Origin of the sequence: Streptomyces sp. SM11 (assembly GCF_002910905.1) — a bacterium.
Taxonomy (GTDB): Bacteria; Actinomycetota; Actinomycetes; order Streptomycetales; family Streptomycetaceae; genus Streptomyces.
This window is the reverse complement of sequence record NZ_NEUE01000105.1, coordinates 23,772-40,571: the sequence shown is the minus strand read 5'-3', so window position 1 is coordinate 40,571 and position 16,800 is coordinate 23,772. Positions and strand designations below refer to the sequence as shown.

Below are 16,800 nucleotides of genomic sequence, written 5' to 3'. Positions count from 1 at the left end.
CGGTGATCGCATGACCACGGTTCTCATCGTCGAGGACGACATACTCGTCCGTGAAGCGCTCGCCCGTGCGCTGACCTATGCAGGCTACCGCGTGACCTCGGTGGGCACGGCGATGGAACTCATGCGCAGGCTCGTCCCACCCTTGCCGGGCCTGGTTGTTCTTGATCTGGGTCTGCCCGACCTCGATGGCGGCCAGGCGCTGAAGATGATGAGGGCCGTCAGCCGAATCCCGGTCATCATCGCCACGGCGCGCAGCGACGAGTCCGAGATCGTACAGCTGCTGCGCGATGGCGCTGACGACTACTTGGTCAAGCCGTTCTCCGGTGAACAGCTCGCTGCTCGGGTACTGGCGGTGCTGCGCCGTGCCGGCCAAGCTCCGCCCGACACCTTACGCGTGGGGGAGCTGTCCATAGACCTGAGGAGCCGCCTGGTGACACTGGGCACGGTGGCCGTCGGCCTCAATCGACGGGAGTTCGACCTTCTCGCCTACCTGGCCCAGCGCCAAGGGGCTGTGGTCACGCGCCGAGAACTTCTGAACGAGGTCTGGCGGGGCTGCGATGTGTACGACCGAACGATAGACGTGCACGTCTACTGGCTCAGGCGCAAACTGGCGCGGAGCGGGGGCGCGCGCGACTACGTGGAAACTGTCAGGGGTGTGGGGCTGAGACTCGTGGAGCCGACGGCATGACCCTGCGTGCGTGGCAGCTGGGCCTGTCCCTCGGAATTGCGCTGCTCACCACGCTCGCTTTCGCACTCCCCCTCGGATACGCCGCCCGGCAGCAGGCAGAGAACCGTGCCCAGCAGAGGGCGGAGCGCCGGGCTGCTGTGCTGGTGACGGTCCTTGCGGCCACCCGTGAGTCTCGCGCGGTGCGCACGGCGTGGCGCAGCACCGGGGAGGACGCGGTTTCGACGTGCGTCCGCCTGCCCGAGGGACCGGAAGTGGGGCACTGCCGTCTCGACGCCGAAGCAGCGCGTCGGGCCACTGCCGGTACCCGATCGGTTCGTATACGCGATGCGGCCGGCCGGGAGCTGCTCCTGCTGTCTCTGCGCACACCAGAGGGCCGTACGGCCTACGTGGAATCGCTCGTGCGGGAGGAGGAGAGGAGCCACCGTGTAGCCGCCGTATGGACCGTGCTTGCGGCCGCCGTCGCGTCGCTGACCCTGATCTCCGTTGTGAGCACGGATCACATGGCACGACGTCTGGTGCGCTCCTCCGCCGATCTTGTTCGTGCGGCCTCCACCGTGGGCCGGGGCGAGCTAGGGGTGCGCGTTCACATCGGCGGTCCGCAGGAGGTCCGCAAGGTCGCCTTGGCCTTCAACACGATGACCGACCGTATCGCCAGTCTGATGCAAGCGGAGCGGGAGTTCTCCGCAGACCTGTCGCACCGGCTTCGCACCCCGCTGACAGCTCTGACGCTGGAACTGGATCTGGTCCAGGAGCCCGTGGCGGGGCGCCTTCGGGCAGCGGTGAGCGCGCTCGACCAGCAGATCACCCATCTCATCGGCCGCACCCGTGAGGGAGGGCGTGACACTCCCAACGCAGCCGGACACCAAGCCGATCTCACCGCGGTCGTGGGGGCCCGCATGGCCTTCTGGGTGACTCTGGCACGGGCACAGGGCCGAAGGTGCGAGGTATCCGTGGGCCCGGTACCGCTTGCGGTTCGCGTGCCAGAGGAGGACCTTGCCTCCGCACTGGACGCGCTGCTGGGCAACGTCTTCCGCCACACCCCACCCGGCACCGGATGCGCCGTGTACGCCGGACTGCTCGACGGTGTCCCCACCTTGGCGGTCGAGGACTCGGGGCCGGGGTTCTCCGCCCCCGAGGCCGCCGCGGTCCGCGGCCACAGCGGGGCGATGTCGAGCGGCCTGGGCCTGGACATCGCGGCCAGGGCCGCCGTGGAGGCAGGAGGGCGGCTGGTGGTCGGGACGAGCCGTTGGGGCGGCGCACGGGTTGTTCTGCGGCTGGGCGACGCACGGTGCGACGGGCCCGGTCGTCGCGGGAGCCCGTGACCCGGCAGGGCACCCGGCCTCGCCGCTTTCAGGCTTCACGCGAGAACTCCCCGGCAGGAGTGGTCGTTCCAACTGCCGTGCCCAGTGGGCCGGTCAGGTCTCCGACTCCAGGGCGGCCCTGGTATCCGGTCCGTAGACTCCTGAGGGGTCCGTGCTGATGCCCCGCATGGCCTGGTAGTTCTGCACCGCCGCCTCGGTGGGCTGTCCGTAGGAGCCGTCCAGGGGCGCCGTTGTGATACCGACTGTCCTCAGCCGTCGCTGCAGTTCGAGAACAGCGCTGCCCTGATCGCCGGGAGCCAACACCACCGACGCGCTCGTCGGCTTCAGCGGTTGCGGTCCCATCGATACGGACGCGCTGACCGACGGCGTGCTGGGCGGTTCCCCCGCGCGGGACCGCGGAGAGGGGGGAGTCGACACCGGTGCCGGTGACTCGGCGACCGGTTCCTCCCGCTTCTGCGGCCCCTGTCCGGGCTCCGATTCGGGAGCTTCAGGTGTTCCGGATCGGCGAGCCTCGGAAGGGGGAGGCGACATGGAGGGACTGGAGGCGGCGCCCGGCGGCAGGAGATCCGCGGGCTGGTACGGCTCGACCGCGCGCGTGACCATGTGGAACAGGGCAGCCGTCAGCAGTCCGAGCAACGCGACCACGGCAGCGGCCCACAGCCGGTTGATGCTCCCGCGCCCTGCCTGAGCGGCTGGCCTTACGCGTCGGTGCCTTGGAATCGGAGCCTCCCCCTCAACGAATTTTCCCTGCGAGCACGTGACATGGACCGGTCGGTCCGCGGGGTGATCGCTCGGTCTCATGTCCTCTGCTGGCGCGGCGGTTCCGCGGAGCCGGGTCCGCCGAAGTCCATTCTCCGCCCAGAAGGGCATGTCGGTCCCCCGTGTCGATCTTGCCAGCGCACCCAGTTCCTCTTCCCCCGAGGGCACCCGGCTGGGAAGAGAGCAACCAGGCGGGGCGGCACGCCTCTCGATGGGGCCGGTACGAGGGCCGACCCCACCGAGTCAGGGCTCAGCGGGGCTCTTCGCCCCACGCGAGGCTTCCCGCGATGTAGGCGGTGACCCGTGGTGCCTCACTGTAGGGGCCCGAGTCTCCGCCACTGTGGTCGTCGGTCTCGTCGAAGTTCGACCAGTCGGCCTTGCTCGCCCTCAGCTGAATGTCTCCGGTGCCGCGGCCGGGCTCCAGTGATCCACCGGTGAAGGAGACCTCCAGATAGGAATTGGCGCCTTCGAGTGGCTCGCTCAACCGCACCACCCTCAGCCGCAGGCCGGAGCAGCCCAGGGCGGCGTAGTCGCACCACGCGTTGACGACCGGTCCACCGTCGCTCGTGAACCAATAGCGAGCGGTGATGCCGGAGAGATCGACCGGCTGATCGCTGCTGTTCACGATGCGCAGGTGGGGACGCAGGGCGTTGTCCCCCGGGGCTGCGTCGCCGCTGCGGTGCAGTACCGTCAGCTCGCCACTGGGTGTACCGGGCTCCTCGGTCCACACGGTGAGCGGTACCGACTGCGACGACACGTTCCCGGCCGCGTCACGGGCTCGTACCGTGTAACGGTAGTGCATTCCCGCGGCAAGGCCGCGATCGGTGTAGGAGGTCTCGCGCACCGGGCCTGCGACTCGCCGGCCGTCGCGGTAGACGTCATAGCCCGTGACACGGACGTTGTCGGAGGCGGCCTGCCAGGTCAGCGTGACCTTGTTGGTGGTGGTGGCCGCCGAGAGGCGGGACGGGGCCGAGGGGTCCTGCGTGTCCGGTTCGGGCGTCTCGCCCCGCGCCTCGGAGAGGCTGATTCCCGTGGTGCTGTGCTCTCCGCCTAGGCGTACTTGGTGGTCGAGGCTCACGAACTTCCCGTCCTGCTGCCACAGCACGGGCTTGAGGAAGGCGTACTTCTCCTCGTCCCACGTCCTCCAGTCGTCCTGGAGCAGGCCCCCGGTGTCGCCGGAGTTGGGATTGAGACACCAGAAGGTGTGGTGCAGTCCCTCGTCGGAGATGAGCCCGCGCAGCGCCTTCATCCACTTCTCATTGGGGCCGCCGTCCAGGAAGCCGCCCCATTCGCCGATCAGCAGGGGGGCGGTGTTCTCCTTGTGGAGATAGAGCCAGTTCGGATCCCAGACGTCGCGCTCGAGGGTCTGGCGGTTCCAGTCGCCTTGGAACCAGGGCTGCTGGTACACAAGCGGCCCGTAGTCGTGGGGGGAGTAGACGAGCTGGTCCTGGTCGGTCCCGAGGTCCACAGGGTGATCGCGCGCTCCGCGCAGGTTCCCTCCCCACCAGTTGCTGTGGAAAGCGCGAGGGTCGCCGGAGCCCCAGCCGATACCGTCCTTGGGGTAGATCTCGATGCCCTCGCAAAGTACGAGTACCCGAGGATTGACGGCCAGAATGCGCCGACCCGCCGTCTCGCAGGTGTGCTTGAAGTTGTCTGTGTCGGTGCTGCCGTCCCACTTGGCGCGCGGGGACTCGTTGAACCTTCCGTGTGGTTCGTTCTTGACGTCCATCGCGAGGATGGTGTCGTCGTCCCGGTAGCGGGTGGTCACCCACTCCCATGCCTGGTAAAACCTCTCAGGAGTGATGGAGCCCTTCCACCAAACGGGATACACGTGGCCGGAATTGTCCGCCTCGGCGCTGTGCACGTCGAGCATGACCTTGAGGCCGTACTGCTCGCACAAGCCAAGCCAGTGGTCGAAAATCTCCAGGGTGCTCATGCCGGCAAGCACGGGGTTGACGGCGGTGTTGATGCCGGAAGCGGGGGCGAGGCCGCCCGATCTCCACTCGAGTAGCAGCTGGGTCGAGATCGGCACGCGAACCATGTTGATGCCCCGCTCGGCCATCTGCCGTGTGACGACCTCTAGGTTGGCGGTCCACAGCCCATGGAAAACGCGCTCCGAGGTGTTGAAGCCAAACCAGTTGACGCCGGTGAGACGCACGGGCTTGCCGGCCTCGTCGACGATCTGGTTCCCCTGCGTGTGCAACCAGTCCGCTTGGGAGGCGGCTGAATCCGGGGCCCGTACTGGCGCGGCTGATGCGGCCGGGACCAGGGCGGGCGCCACGGCGACCACCAGACCAAGGAGCAGGGATGCCGCCGCAGTCCACCAGCGCCGTGCCGGTGCCGCTTCGCGGAATACTAAAGACATGGGGGCTCGCTCTCTCGTGATGTTTGGACGGCGGTCGGGAGGGCGGCCCACAACGCCCGAGAGGGCCGATGGAGCCAGCGATGGTCGCCGTATCGGAACTGAGCGGTGACCCGGCGGCGCAGGTCGTGAGAATCGACCACCGAGGTCAATCCGCATGTATGGGAGCGCTCCCAGCAATCAGGGGAGGAGGCAGGAACGCCCTGCTCCCGCCGGACCGGCGGGAGGCGAGTTCTCGGATGCGGGTGGTGCGACGACATAAAGCCAGCCTGCACGGTCGATGTCAAGAGGTGCGGCGACAGCCGGCACGGGCGGCGTGCAGGAGCAGGATGACTCAGGCGTCACCCCTTGACACGGCATCAGGACGAGCTCACCATGGCCGAATGTGGGAGCGCTCCCACCCCAGAGGACCCGCCCCGGGCATCAGAGTCCCTGCTTCATACACCGACCTGTCCGCGCCCGTTGAGCGCTACCGAGGCAACCTCTTCGACTCCGAACGGAGGAACACCGAAGTGAATCGACGTGCGACCTGGACCGTACCGGGCCTCGCTCTCCTGTCCCTACTCATGATGCTTCTTCCCGTGCAGCAAGCCGACGCGCACGGCGCGATGATTTCTCCCGCCAGCCGGACCTACGCCTGCTACCTGGATGGGCTGCGCCCAAGCGGGGAGATCGACCCAGTCAACACGGCGTGCGCCGACGCGGTGGCCGTCTCAGGGACACAGGCGCTGTACGACTGGTACGGCGTGCTTCGCTCAGACGGTGCCGGACGCACTCGCGGCTTCATACCCGATGGGCAACTGTGCAGCGGCGGTTCATCCAAATACGCCGGTCTGGACCTTCCCAGTGGCCACTGGCCCGTGCAGGCACTGCTCGCCGGGAGCGACTACGAGTTCACGTACGCCGCGTGGGTGCCGCACCCGGGCCGCTTCCGGATCTACATCACCAGACAGGGATTCGATCCAACCCGCCCGCTGCACTGGGACGACCTGCAGTCGGAACCCTTCCTCACTGCCGACCCTCAGCCGCCGCTCACCGACGGAACCTATCGCCTGCGCGGCAGCCTGCCCGAGGGGCTGAGCGGCCGTCACGTCGTCTACAGCGTCTGGGAGAGGTCCGACAGCACAGAGACGTTCTACAACTGCTCCGACGTTGTACTCGGCAACGACGAGACTCCGCCTCCGCCTCCGCCGGAGCCAGCCGACTGCTCCGCATCGGTGGCCGTGACACACAGCTGGCCGGGGGGCCACCAGGGAAGCGTTTCGGTCACCAACAACGGCACTCGCAGGATGACGGGTTGGGCTGTTCAGTGGACGATGCCTGACAATGCGAGGCTGGTTGAGGGCTGGAACGGCTCCTTCATGGCGACGGGGCACACGGCCATGGTGCATGCTCCGGAGTGGAACAGAAGCCTGGACCCAGGCGAGTCGGCCACGGCCGGATTCACAGGGGCGTCAGATGATGTGCCTGCCTTCACCGACATACGCTGCTTCTGAGGCGCGCCTCTCTGGTGACACGGCCGTCGCCGAGCGATGCAGGCATCGAGACACACGGCCTCGGCGCCCAAGCCCGACTCGTACGACCCGGAGCTCGACATCGACTCACCCCGCTGCGCGAGCAGGACCTCACCGCCGCCGGCCTCTGCCAGGCCACTTGACCGACCGACCCAGAGGCCTCGGTCCACGGCTCCCGCTGTCAGCCGAGCCGCGAAGCATGCGGGGCGGTAAGAAGCGTACCGACTCCGAGAGCCCGTAGTTTCGGGGCCCGATATCGGATACGCCATCGGCGGCTTCGCCCTCGCCCACGACGACGTAGCGGTCGCTCAGCTTCACACGAAGTCGCCCGCGCAGCACGTAGAGCCACTTGTACCCTGCGTGGACCCGCAGGTGCGGCTCTTCGACGTGCGCGGGGATAACCATCTGGTAGGCGCGCGGCTCTCCCTGATGGCGCGACAACGGAATCAGTTGCCGGCCGTCTCTCGTGGTGGGGCGCTGCGGCACACGGGGGTCATGTATACGAGGTACGGCGACGCCCGGTCCCGCACGGCGCGGTCCTGAAGATGGTGGGCGCGGGCGAGAACCCCGGGAACGGACTGGTTACCGTCGACCGGCAAGGCGCCACGGATGTACCCGGGGTGTGGGCGGCGGGGAACGTCGTCCATCCGCGTGCCCAGGTCGTCGCCGCTGCGGGCGCGGGAGCGACCGCCGGCATCGGCATGGCCGGCTGGCTTATCGAGCAGGAGCGGTCCTCCGCCGTCCCGGACCAGCACCGTGGCGCCGGAGGGGTGCGCTGATGACCAGTGACACCGCGGTGACATCCCGAAAGCCGACGTCCGACGGCCTGCCCGCCGGTGTGTACGTGCTCGGCTTCAGTCTCTTCGCCATGGGCACCGCCGAGTTGCTGCTGGCTGGCGTCCTGCCGGAGGCGGGCTTCTGGGTGGTCGTGGCCCCTGACGCCCGCCGGGATCTTCGGGGGTCTGCTCCGCCTGCCCGCGGCCGAGTCGGGCCACGCCCGGCTCACCCGACCGAGCCTGTCGCGGGAGATCTCCATCCTGCGGCGACCGATGCTCTGGGGCCTGTTCGCGGTCACCATCCCGACCACCGCGGCCTACATGATCACCTTCAGCTACCTGGCCGCCATGCCGGAAGAGATCACCGCCCTGCCCGAGGTCTGGATCCAGGCGATCCTCGCTCTCTTCGGGATCAGCGCCCTCATCGGTCTGTCCACCGGCGGCCGTATCTCCGACCAGCGCCCTCACCTCGCACTTCTGGCCGGGGCGTCGGCGATCGTGATCCTCTCGGCCGTCACGGTCGTCGCGATCGAGCACGTCTGGGCGGTGGTTACCACAGTCGTTCTGATCAGCATCGCCGCGTTCGTGGTGAACCCGGCCATCTACGGGCGCGTCTTCACCGGCGCAGCCGACGCACCGACCCTGGCCGGCGCCGCTACCGTGTCGGCGTTCCAACTGGGTATCAGCATCACGCCCGCCCTGGCCGCCGTCTCCCTCACCCGGGGCGGGGCTCTCAACTCGGTGTGCCTGATCGGAGCCGCCCTCGGTGCGGCTGCTGCGTCGCTGATCCTCCTTGACCGGGCACGCCAGGCCCGAGCGGCTGCCAGCGGCTGACCTGCTTCCTCAGCGAGATCGGGGCCAGGAACAAGGAGTCCGTGCGCGCGGACCGTCCGGGAGCACATCTCCAGGACGAGCCCCGGCCGGGACCACCGCACAGGAGGGACCGGTGCGGCGGTCGCCGTGACGGCGAGCAGGACGAAGCCTCCGAAGCGGTACGGAATCAAGAGGTGCTCATGGGCCGTCCTCCGGATGCGGCCCGCCGGTTGCCTGGAGATCGACTGCGAGTTGCCTGCGCGGTCGGCTCCAGCGCCATCTTCTTGCGTTGTCGGCAAGAAAGAATGCGCCAGCAGCAGGAGGTCGTACGCTCGATCGCATGGCTCACGCACACCAGCACCAGCACCAGCACCAGCACGGAAAGCTTTCCGCGCATGCCCACGATCACACCCACGCTTCCGACAGCACCCCGAACGGCCTTCCCGAGATCCTCGACCTCGACGCCGCCCTCTTCGCGCCTCACCTGACCGCGCTCACCGGGCGTATCGCCTGTCTGGCCGGTGACGACGTCCGGCACGTCGTCGACCTCGGCTCGGGTACCGGGACCGGCACGTTCGCCCTGCTGGATCAGTTCCCGACCGCCCGCGTGACCGCCGTCGACAGCTCCCCCGCGATGCTGGAGCGGCTCGCCTCGGCGGCCCGCGACCGGGGGCTGGTCGACCGTGTGCGCACACTGGAGGCCGACGCCGGTGCCGGGCTGCCGGGAGTGGTCGACGCCGACCTCGTCTGGGCGTCGGCCTCCCTGCACCATCTGGACGACCCCGGGACCGCTCTGGCCGGCATCCGCGCCGCACTGCGCCCCGGAGGGCTGCTGGCCGTCGCGGAGGTGGACGGGATGCCGTCCTTCCTGCCCGAGGACGGGGAGCCGGGCAAGCTGGAGGCCCGCTGCCGCGCGGCACTCGACGGCCTGCACGCCCAGCGGTTGCCGCACCGGGGCGCCGACTGGGGCTCCCTGCTGATGACCGCCGGCTTCTCCGTCGAGCAGGAGCGCGCCGAGCCGTGGGAGCTGCGCGCCCCGCTGCCCGAGGGGGCGGGCCGGTACGCCTTCCTGGTCTTCGAGCGGATCCGCGGCTCGCTCGACGGGCGCGTCGGCGCCGACGACCTGGCCGCGCTCGACCGGCTCATCGGCGGCGGGCCCGAGGACGTACGCCACCGCGGAGACCTCGTCGTACGGTCCCTGCGCCGAACCTGGATGGCCCGCCCCGTCGAGCAAGGCATGAAGGCATAAGGAGGCAGGCCGCCGAGATCTCCCTGGCCGCCCGGCACTCGCGGCGCCGGGCCCAGCTGCGGACAACGAACCCGATCGAGCCGATCGTCCGAGCGCCTGCCCGGTCGGCGGCGCCGATAGCATCCGGCTGAGACCCGAGCGGATGAGGAGCGGCCCATGCGATTCGCCCTGGAAGCACTGTTGGCGGACGTGCCCGCCGAACAGATCGCCGCGGCACGGGACTTCTACCGGTCGCGAGTGGCAGGCCGTGGGCCTGCCGACTTCGCGGAGCTGGAGGAGGCACGGGCGAAGAAGCCCGCGCCCCGTTCCGTCGTTCCACCACCCCTCGAAGAGACGGTCGAAGTCGCCGGGCTACGCGTCCCGGTCCGCATCTCCCTGCCCACCGAGGGCCCGCCCCGGGGCGTCCACCTAGGCATCCACGGCGGCGGGTTCTACTTGGGCACCGCCGCCCAGGGCGACGAACGCCATCGCGCGCTCGCGGACGCCCTGCAGATCGCCGTCATCGCCGTCGACTACCGGCTCGCGCCCGAGCACCCCTGGCCGGCCGCCCCCGACGACTGCGAAGCGGTGGCGCTCTGGCTCGTCGAGGAGGCCGAGGCCCGTTTCGGGACCTCGCGGCTCGCGATCGGCGGAAGCTCGGCCGGAGCCACCCTCGCTCTGGCGACCATGCTCCGGCTGCGGGACCGGGGCGTCGTCGACCGGTTCGCCGGGGCCGCGCTCCGCTTCGGCACCTACGACCTGAGCGCACGGACTCCGGGCGGCCGTCGCATCGCGGACGAGTACTTCATCCAGGCCTACGTCGGCCATGCGGCGGACCGCACTCTTCCCGACATCTCCCCTCTCTACGCCGACCTGAGCGGGCTTCCCCCGGCACTCCTGGTCGTGGGCAGCGAGGACGTGCTGCTGGAGGACAACCTGACGCTGGCAGGTCGGTTGTCGGCGGCGGGCAACGACGTCGAACTCCGCGTCTACCCCGCCTCGCCCCACGGCTTCACCGGCCACCCCACCGCCCTGGCCGCGACGGCGCTCGACGGCATCAACTCCTGGCTGCGCGACAGGATCAGTCTCCCCTGACCCGGGCGTGCAGATGCATGTCGTGCCGGCCGTCGTCTGCACGGCCGCGTCGCGCTTGGTGCCCTCCAGTCGGTAGCCGGCCTTGGCGGCGACCCGGCACGAGGCGTGGTTACGCGTCGAGTGGTCCAACTCCAGGCGGTAGAAGCCGATGCCGTCCAGGGCCCACGCGCTGAGCACCGCGAGCGCCCGGGAGGCCACCCCCGCCCCGCGGGCGTCCGGGAGCACCCAGTACGCCACGTTCGCGACGCCGTCATCGAAGTCCAGGCGGCGCAGCGCCATCCGGCCGAGCACTTCACCTCCGCCGCCGTCGCGGGCGACGGCCCAGTGGCAGCCCTTCTCGCGCTCCCAGTCCTGACGGTACGCGGCGAACCACTCCTGGACCTCGGCCTCGGTCGAGGGGCGGTGCGTGTGCCAGCGGCGGGTCTCCTCATCCTCGTACGCGGAGAGGAACTCCGCCGCGTCGGCCCGCTCCCACGGTCGCAGCAGCAGACCGTCGTCAGCCGCGAGCACAGGTTGCGGGGTCCCGGCGAGGCAGCCCGAGGGCATCGCGGGCAACGTTGAGAGAACGCGGTTCATAGGCCCATGATCGCCCGCCGGTGAACCCGTAGGTCAAGGTCACGGGCCCGCCCATTACTCGACTGACAGGAGGTCGGCCCCCTCCCTACGCTCAGCGCATGAACATCTTCGACGGCGGTGACGGCCGGTACCTGGAGATGGCCAACAGCGGCACGGCGGTCTTCGTGGACGTCCTGATGCTCGCCGTGTCCACCCTGGCCCGCGAGCCCTGGGACTTCCGCTTCGCCGCCCTGCTGACGCTCCAGGACCAGAGTGTGATGGGGCGCGGGGTGGTCGGCTTCGACCTGGCGGACCTCGATTGGGGGGACACGCCTCAGGAGCGGGCCGCGGCGAAGGACTTCCTGCTGCGCGTCCTCGATCTGGCGCTGACCCGCCACCGGTGGGAGGAGCTGACGTACGAACCGCCCCGGGCCGAGGGTTACCTGCGTACGTACCGGGCGATGGCGGAGGCGTTCGACCCCGCGACGGCAAAGGCGGGTGCGGATGTCCTGCCCGGGCCGCAGAACGCCGCGATGGCCTCGTGCGTACGTCACCGGGTGCTGGACGGGCTGCCGTACTGGGATGTGTGCGTGTTCTGCTCGGCCGGAGCCTGAAACGCCCGTACGACCAGTGATCCCCCCGTCCGGTGACAATCCCCGCCATGCGCGCCGGACGGCTCATCTCCCTCCTCCTGCCGCTCCAGAACCGGGGCCGCATGACAGCCCACGAACTGGCCGACCTCAACGACGGAGAGCCCGCCGTGCGGCCCGTACCGCCTCAGGGCCGCAGTAGGACCAGCCCCGGACCCGACGGGTGACCCGGCTCGAAGGCGTCGGGAATCCCCAGCCTCAGGCCCCGGCTCCGGGCGACGCGATGTACGTCCCGTAGGGAGTGCGCCAGAGCGGCGGCGACGTGGCGGAGCTGGACGGCGGTGGACCGGTCGTCCTCGACCATGTCGTCGGCGTGGTCGAGGAGTTCGTATGCCATGCCGAGTTGCATGGCCTCGACCTTGTCGGCCTCACGCGAGACCTTGCCGTCGCCGTTGCCGACGACGTAACACGGCCTGCCTGCCGTTCCGGCCCAGGGGAGCAGGCGGACGGTGTCCAGCGGTTGTTCTTTCATGAGGGCGTCAACTCCGTGAGCAGTGGGGGTGAATTCTTCGCTGCGTAGCGATCCACTCACAGAGTGCGAGCGGTGCGGCTAGGCTCGCCAGGGGGTTCGGGGTGACATCGCGCTCGTCGCACGGGAGTTGGCTGTGAGTAACACCTATGGCACATGGTTGAAGGCTCAGCGGGAAGCAGCCGGGCTGACACAGCAGCAACTTGCGGACATGGCGATCATGACGCGGTCGCATATCTCGCACATCGAGGCGGGGCGTCGCATGCCGAGCGAGGAGGATGCCCGACGACTGGATACGGCGCTGGGCACGGGCAATGTGCTCACGAGCTTCCGGCCGGGAGCGGAGGATGACGGAGTTCTCGCGGACTACTTCGGCGGGGCGCGGCATCTCGAACAGCAGGCGACGATGATCCGCGAGTTCGCCCTGTCATTTCTCCCGGGCATCCTCCAGACCGAGGCGTACGCACGTGCCGTCCTCGGCATGGCGTTCCCACCGGTGAGCCCGACGGAGTGTGACAAGGCCGTCGTCGCACGGCTGAATCGCGCAAAGATCTTCCAAAGCGCGAAGCCACCTGTGGTCTGGGCGATCTTGGACGAAGCGTCGCTCCGGCGTCCGATCGGTGGACCGAAGGTCATGGCGGAGCAGCTGGACCACATCGTCGAGCTCACCGAAGCGAAGCTCATCCGCACGCACGTGCTTCCCATGTCGATCGGGTTCCACTCGTTGCTGGAAAGCATGCTGACGTTGATGTGGTTCGATGACCAGCCGCCAGTCGCCTACAGCGAAGGAGTGCGGGTAGGGAAGTTGCACGACTCGCCAGCCGTAGTCGAGGCACTTCAGAGCCGTTACGCTCTTTCACTGAGCGACTCTCTGTCACGAGACGACTCTTTGGCAGTGGTGAAGGCAACAGCGAAGGGCTACAGAGAACATGGCCAGGCGGAACATCCCGACCAACTTCTCGCCCACCCGCTGGCGCAAGTCCTCCTACAGCGGCAGTGAGTCAGGCAGCTGCCTCGAAGTCCAGGACCACCACCCCACCGCCGTCCCCGTCCGCGACTCCAAGGTCCCCGGCGGGCCCGCCCTGCTCATCCCCGCCGCCGGCTGGACGTCCTTCGTGGACGCGCTCAAGGGCGGCGCCCTCTCCGCCTGACCCGGAGGTCGGACGGAGAGGCCCAGCAGGCGGCCCGAAGGCGCGGCCTCACTCCCCCACGTACTCCGCCAGGTGCTCGCCCGTCAGCGTCGAGCGAGCCGCGACCAGGTCGGCCGGGGTGCCCTCGAAGACGATCCGGCCGCCGTCGTGGCCCGCGCCGGGGCCGAGGTCGATGATCCAGTCGGCGTGGGCCATGACCGCCTGGTGGTGTTCGATGACGATCACCGACTTTCCGGAGTCGACCAGGCGGTCCAGCAGGCCGAGGAGCTGCTCGACGTCCGCGAGGTGCAGGCCGGTGGTCGGTTCGTCGAGGACGTAGATTCCGCCCTTGTCGCCCATGTGCGTCGCCAGCTTCAGGCGTTGGCGTTCGCCGCCGGACAGGGTGGTGAGCGGCTGGCCGAGGCTCAGGTAGCCGAGGCCGACGTCCGCGAGGCGGTCCAGGATCTTGTGTGCGGCCGGGATGGCCGCCTCGCCGGAGCCGAAGAACTCCTCGGCCTCGGCGACCGACATCGCGAGGACCTCGCTGATGTCGCGGCCGCCGAGGTGGTAGTCCAGTACCGAGGCCTGGAACCGCTTGCCCTCGCAGTCCTCGCAGGGATTGGAGACGCTGGCCATCATGCCGAGGTCGGTGAAGATGACACCCGCACCGTTGCACGTGGGGCAGGCACCCTCGGAGTTGGCGCTGAACAGGGCGGGCTTGACGCCGTTGGCCTTGGCGAAGGCCTTGCGGATGGGTTCGAGAAGGCCCGTGTACGTCGCCGGGTTGCTGCGGCGCGAACCGCGGATGGGGCTCTGGTCGATCGAGATGACGTTCTCGCCCGCCGGGATCGACCCGTGGACGAGGGAGCTCTTTCCGGAACCGGCGACGCCGGTGATGACGGTGAGCACACCGAGCGGGATGTCGACGTCGACGTCACGGAGGTTGTGGGAGGTCGCGCCGCGGATCTCCAGCGCGTCGGTGGACTTGCGCGCCTCGTCCTTGAGGGCGGCCCGGTCGTCGAGGTGGCGGCCGGTGACGGTGTCGGAGGCGCGGAGTCCTTCCAGGGTGCCTTCGAAGCAGACCGTGCCGCCCGCCGTACCGGCCCCGGGGCCGAGGTCGACCACGTGGTCGGCGATGGCGATGGCCTCGGGCTTGTGCTCCACGACCAGGACCGTGTTGCCCTTGTCGCGCAGGCGCAGCAGCAGATCGTTCATGCGCTGGATGTCGTGCGGGTGCAGGCCGATGGTGGGCTCGTCGAAGACGTACGTGACGTCGGTGAGGGAGGAGCCGAGGTGGCGGATCATCTTGACGCGCTGGGCCTCGCCGCCGGACAGCGTGCCCGAGGGCCGGTCCAGGGCGAGGTAGCCGAGACCGATCTCGACGAAGGAGTCCAGGGTCTGCTGGAGGGCTTCGAGGAGCGGGGCGACCGAGGGTTCGTCCAGGCCTCGGACCCATTCCGCGAGGTCACGGATCTCCATCGCGCAGGCGTCGGCGATGGAGATCTTCTTGATCTTCGAGGAGCGGGCGCCCTCGGTGAGCCGCGTTCCCTCGCACTCGGGGCAGGTGGTGAAGGTGACCGCCCGGTCGACGAACTCCCGGATGTGGGGCTGCATCGACTCGCGGTCCTTGGAGAGGAACGACTTCTGGATCTTGGGGATCAGCCCTTCGAAGGTGAGGTTCGCGCCCTCGACCTTCACCTTGGTCGGCTCCCGGTAGAGGAAGTCCTGCATCTCCTTCTTCGTGAACTTGGCGATCGGCTTGTCGGGGTCGAGGAAGCCGGACTCCGCGTACGTCCGCACGGTCCACCAGCTGTCCGACTTCCAGCCGGGGATGGTGAACGCGCCCTCGGCGATCGACTTGGAGTCGTCGTAGAGCTGGGTGAGGTCGATGTCGGAGACCGATCCGCGGCCCTCGCAGCGGGGGCACATGCCGCCGGTGCGGCTGAAGGTCGCCTTGACCGCCTTCTTGCCGCCGCGCTCGACGGTGATCGCGCCGCTCGCCGTCACCGAGGGAACGTTGAAGGCGAACGCACCGGGCGGGCCGATGTGCGGCTTTCCGAGCCGGCTGAAGAGGATGCGGAGCATGGCGTTGGCGTCGGTGGCGGTGCCGACCGTGGAACGGGGGTCACTGCCCATCCGCTGCTGGTCGACGATGATCGCGGTCGTCAGCCCGTCCAGCACATCGACGTCGGGCCGCGCCTGTGTGGGCATGAAACCCTGGACGAAGGCGCTGTAGGTCTCGTTGATCAGCCGCTGGGACTCCGCCGCGATGGTGCTGAACACCAGCGAGCTCTTGCCCGAGCCGGAGACTCCGGTGAACACCGTCAGCCGGCGCTTCGGTAGCTCGATGCTGACGTCCTTGAGGTTGTTCTCCCGCGCACCGTGCACGCGGATCAGGTCGTGGCTGTCGGCGGCGTGCGGCGCGGGCGGCTGCTGGGTCTTCGTTCTCGGAGCCATGCTCGTCGTCTCTCCATTTACTGGTGCGCGGAGCCTGTTGGTGCGCGGAGCCTACTGGTCGTACGTGAGGGCCGGGGCCCGTATCGGGCCCCGGCCCCAGTGGGGCGGGTGTTACTTCTTGCCGGCCTGGGTGATGCGCAGCATGTTGCCGGAGGGGTCCCGGAAGGCGCAGTCGCGGACGCCGTACGGCTGGTCGATCGGCTCCTGGAGCACCTCGCCGCCCGCGGCGCGGACCTTCTCGAAGGCGGCGTCCACATCCTCGGCGGAGAGGATGACGCCGCGGAGCATGCCCTTGGCGAGCAGCTCGGCCATGGTCTGACGGTCGGCGGCCGGGGCGTTCGGGTCCGCGAGCGGGGGTTCGAGGACGATCTCCACGTCCGGCTGCGCAGGGGACCCGACGGTCACCCAGCGCATGCCTTCGAATCCGACATCGTTGCGCACCTCCATTCCCAGGGCGTCGCGGTAGAAGGCGAGCGCCTTGTCGTGGTCGTCGACGGCGATGAAGCACTGAGAGAGGTTGATGTTCATGCGTTTCACGCTACGGGCGGGCGGGGGGATTGGCTTCTCCATTCCTGACCGGTCGCGTGAGCATCTTGGCGACGCACGCCGGGATGGTCTCGCCCGCGTCGTGGGGGCGGGCCCGGTAGGCGCTCGGGCTCTCCCCGACCAGCTCCGTGAAGCGGGAGCTGAACGAGCCCAGCGACGTACAGCCGACGGCGAAGCAGACGTCCGTGACCGACAGGTCTCCCCGGCGCAGCAGGGCCTTGGCCCGCTCGATGCGGCGGGTCATAAGATAGCTGTACGGGGTCTCGCCGAAGGCGGCGCGGAAGCTGCGGGAGAAGTGGCCGGGCGACATCAGGGCGGCGCGGGCCAGCGAAGGGACGTCGAGCGGCTCGGCGTACTCGCGGTCCATGCGGTCACGGGCCCGACGCAGCCGGGCCAGATCCTCCAGCCTCACTTCTTCACCCTCCCACGGCGGCCG

At 69.1% G+C, this 16,800-nt stretch carries 16 protein-coding genes and 1 pseudogene; 10 read left to right on the top strand and 7 right to left on the bottom strand.

The genetic code is table 11. The features are described 5' to 3' along the window. Positions 1–10 precede the first annotated feature (10 nt). Together B9S58_RS07345 and B9S58_RS07340 are read left to right on the top strand one after the other, a co-directional pair. Positions 11–688 carry a response regulator transcription factor gene (locus B9S58_RS07345; protein WP_103531311.1) on the top strand — a complete coding sequence of 226 codons (678 nt, stop codon included), beginning with the start codon at positions 11–13 and terminating at the stop codon, positions 686–688. Further along, positions 685–2,010 carry a HAMP domain-containing sensor histidine kinase gene (locus tag B9S58_RS07340; protein WP_103531310.1) on the top strand — a complete coding sequence of 442 codons (1,326 nt, stop codon included), beginning with the start codon at positions 685–687 and terminating at the stop codon, positions 2,008–2,010. Before B9S58_RS07345 ends, B9S58_RS07340 begins: the two co-directional genes overlap by 4 nt. A 93-nt stretch (positions 2,011–2,103) precedes the next feature. On the opposite strand, the gene B9S58_RS37845 is transcribed toward B9S58_RS07340, so the two are convergent. Together B9S58_RS37845 and B9S58_RS07330 are read right to left on the bottom strand one after the other, a co-directional pair. Continuing rightward, positions 2,104–2,352 carry a peptidoglycan-binding protein gene (locus tag B9S58_RS37845; protein ID WP_181009218.1) on the bottom strand — a complete coding sequence of 83 codons (249 nt, stop codon included), beginning with the start codon at positions 2,350–2,352 and terminating at the stop codon, positions 2,104–2,106. Between the two features lie 667 nt (positions 2,353–3,019). After that, positions 3,020–5,134, bottom strand: a complete 2,115-nt coding sequence (locus B9S58_RS07330) for a cellulase family glycosylhydrolase (RefSeq protein WP_181009217.1) — start codon at positions 5,132–5,134, stop codon at positions 3,020–3,022. Positions 5,135–5,712: 578 nt separating this feature from the next. On the opposite strand from B9S58_RS07330, the gene B9S58_RS07325 reads away from it, so the two are divergent. From B9S58_RS07325 to B9S58_RS07300, 5 genes are all read left to right on the top strand, one after another. Then, the gene (locus B9S58_RS07325; RefSeq protein WP_258044210.1) at positions 5,713–6,627 is read left to right on the top strand and encodes a lytic polysaccharide monooxygenase; all 915 of its coding nucleotides are present in this window, start codon (positions 5,713–5,715) and stop codon (positions 6,625–6,627) included. A 563-nt stretch (positions 6,628–7,190) separates the two neighbouring features. Next, positions 7,191–7,424 (top strand): hypothetical protein, encoded by a 234-nt coding sequence (locus B9S58_RS07315; RefSeq protein ID WP_103531308.1) that lies wholly within the window; start codon positions 7,191–7,193, stop codon positions 7,422–7,424. Positions 7,425–7,694: 270 nt separating this feature from the next. Beyond that, positions 7,695–8,255, top strand: a complete 561-nt coding sequence (locus B9S58_RS07310) for a hypothetical protein (protein WP_258044209.1) — start codon at positions 7,695–7,697, stop codon at positions 8,253–8,255. A gap of 319 nt (positions 8,256–8,574) precedes the next feature. Continuing rightward, entirely contained in the window at positions 8,575–9,483 is a 909-nt protein-coding gene (locus B9S58_RS07305; RefSeq protein WP_103531307.1) for a trans-aconitate 2-methyltransferase, read from the top strand. A 156-nt stretch (positions 9,484–9,639) separates the two neighbouring features. Next, positions 9,640–10,557, top strand: a complete 918-nt coding sequence (locus B9S58_RS07300) for an alpha/beta hydrolase (RefSeq protein WP_103531306.1) — start codon at positions 9,640–9,642, stop codon at positions 10,555–10,557. Here the strand turns inward: B9S58_RS07300 and B9S58_RS07295 are convergent. Continuing rightward, a pseudogene (locus B9S58_RS07295) lies at positions 10,544–11,133 on the bottom strand (GNAT family N-acetyltransferase). The gene B9S58_RS07300 and the pseudogene B9S58_RS07295 sit on opposite strands and share 14 nt — an antisense overlap. A 98-nt stretch (positions 11,134–11,231) precedes the next feature. On the opposite strand from B9S58_RS07295, the gene B9S58_RS07290 reads away from it, so the two are divergent. After that, a complete protein-coding gene (locus B9S58_RS07290; RefSeq protein WP_103531305.1) occupies positions 11,232–11,726 on the top strand; it encodes a hypothetical protein in 495 nt (164 codons plus the stop codon). Between the two features lie 163 nt (positions 11,727–11,889). Here B9S58_RS07290 and B9S58_RS07285 read toward each other — a convergent pair whose 3' ends face one another. Next, positions 11,890–12,234 carry a hypothetical protein gene (locus tag B9S58_RS07285; protein ID WP_103531304.1) on the bottom strand — a complete coding sequence of 115 codons (345 nt, stop codon included), beginning with the start codon at positions 12,232–12,234 and terminating at the stop codon, positions 11,890–11,892. A 133-nt stretch (positions 12,235–12,367) separates the two neighbouring features. Between B9S58_RS07285 and B9S58_RS07280 the strand changes: the two genes are divergently transcribed. Then, positions 12,368–13,231 (top strand): helix-turn-helix transcriptional regulator, encoded by an 864-nt coding sequence (locus B9S58_RS07280; protein ID WP_103531303.1) that lies wholly within the window; start codon positions 12,368–12,370, stop codon positions 13,229–13,231. Further along, a complete protein-coding gene (locus B9S58_RS07275; RefSeq protein ID WP_103531302.1) occupies positions 13,161–13,382 on the top strand; it encodes a DUF397 domain-containing protein in 222 nt (73 codons plus the stop codon). Before B9S58_RS07280 ends, B9S58_RS07275 begins: the two co-directional genes overlap by 71 nt. Before the next feature lie 48 nt (positions 13,383–13,430). Here B9S58_RS07275 and B9S58_RS07270 read toward each other — a convergent pair whose 3' ends face one another. From B9S58_RS07270 to B9S58_RS07260, 3 genes are all read right to left on the bottom strand, one after another. Continuing rightward, a complete protein-coding gene (locus B9S58_RS07270; protein WP_103531301.1) occupies positions 13,431–15,818 on the bottom strand; it encodes an excinuclease ABC subunit UvrA in 2,388 nt (795 codons plus the stop codon). A 111-nt stretch (positions 15,819–15,929) separates the two neighbouring features. After that, the gene (locus B9S58_RS07265) at positions 15,930–16,346 is read right to left on the bottom strand and encodes a VOC family protein (RefSeq protein WP_103531342.1); all 417 of its coding nucleotides are present in this window, start codon (positions 16,344–16,346) and stop codon (positions 15,930–15,932) included. A gap of 10 nt (positions 16,347–16,356) precedes the next feature. Further along, on the bottom strand, positions 16,357–16,776 hold the full coding sequence (locus B9S58_RS07260) for a helix-turn-helix transcriptional regulator (protein ID WP_103531300.1): 420 nt from the start codon (positions 16,774–16,776) through the stop codon (positions 16,357–16,359). Between the last annotated feature and the right edge of the window lie 24 nt (positions 16,777–16,800).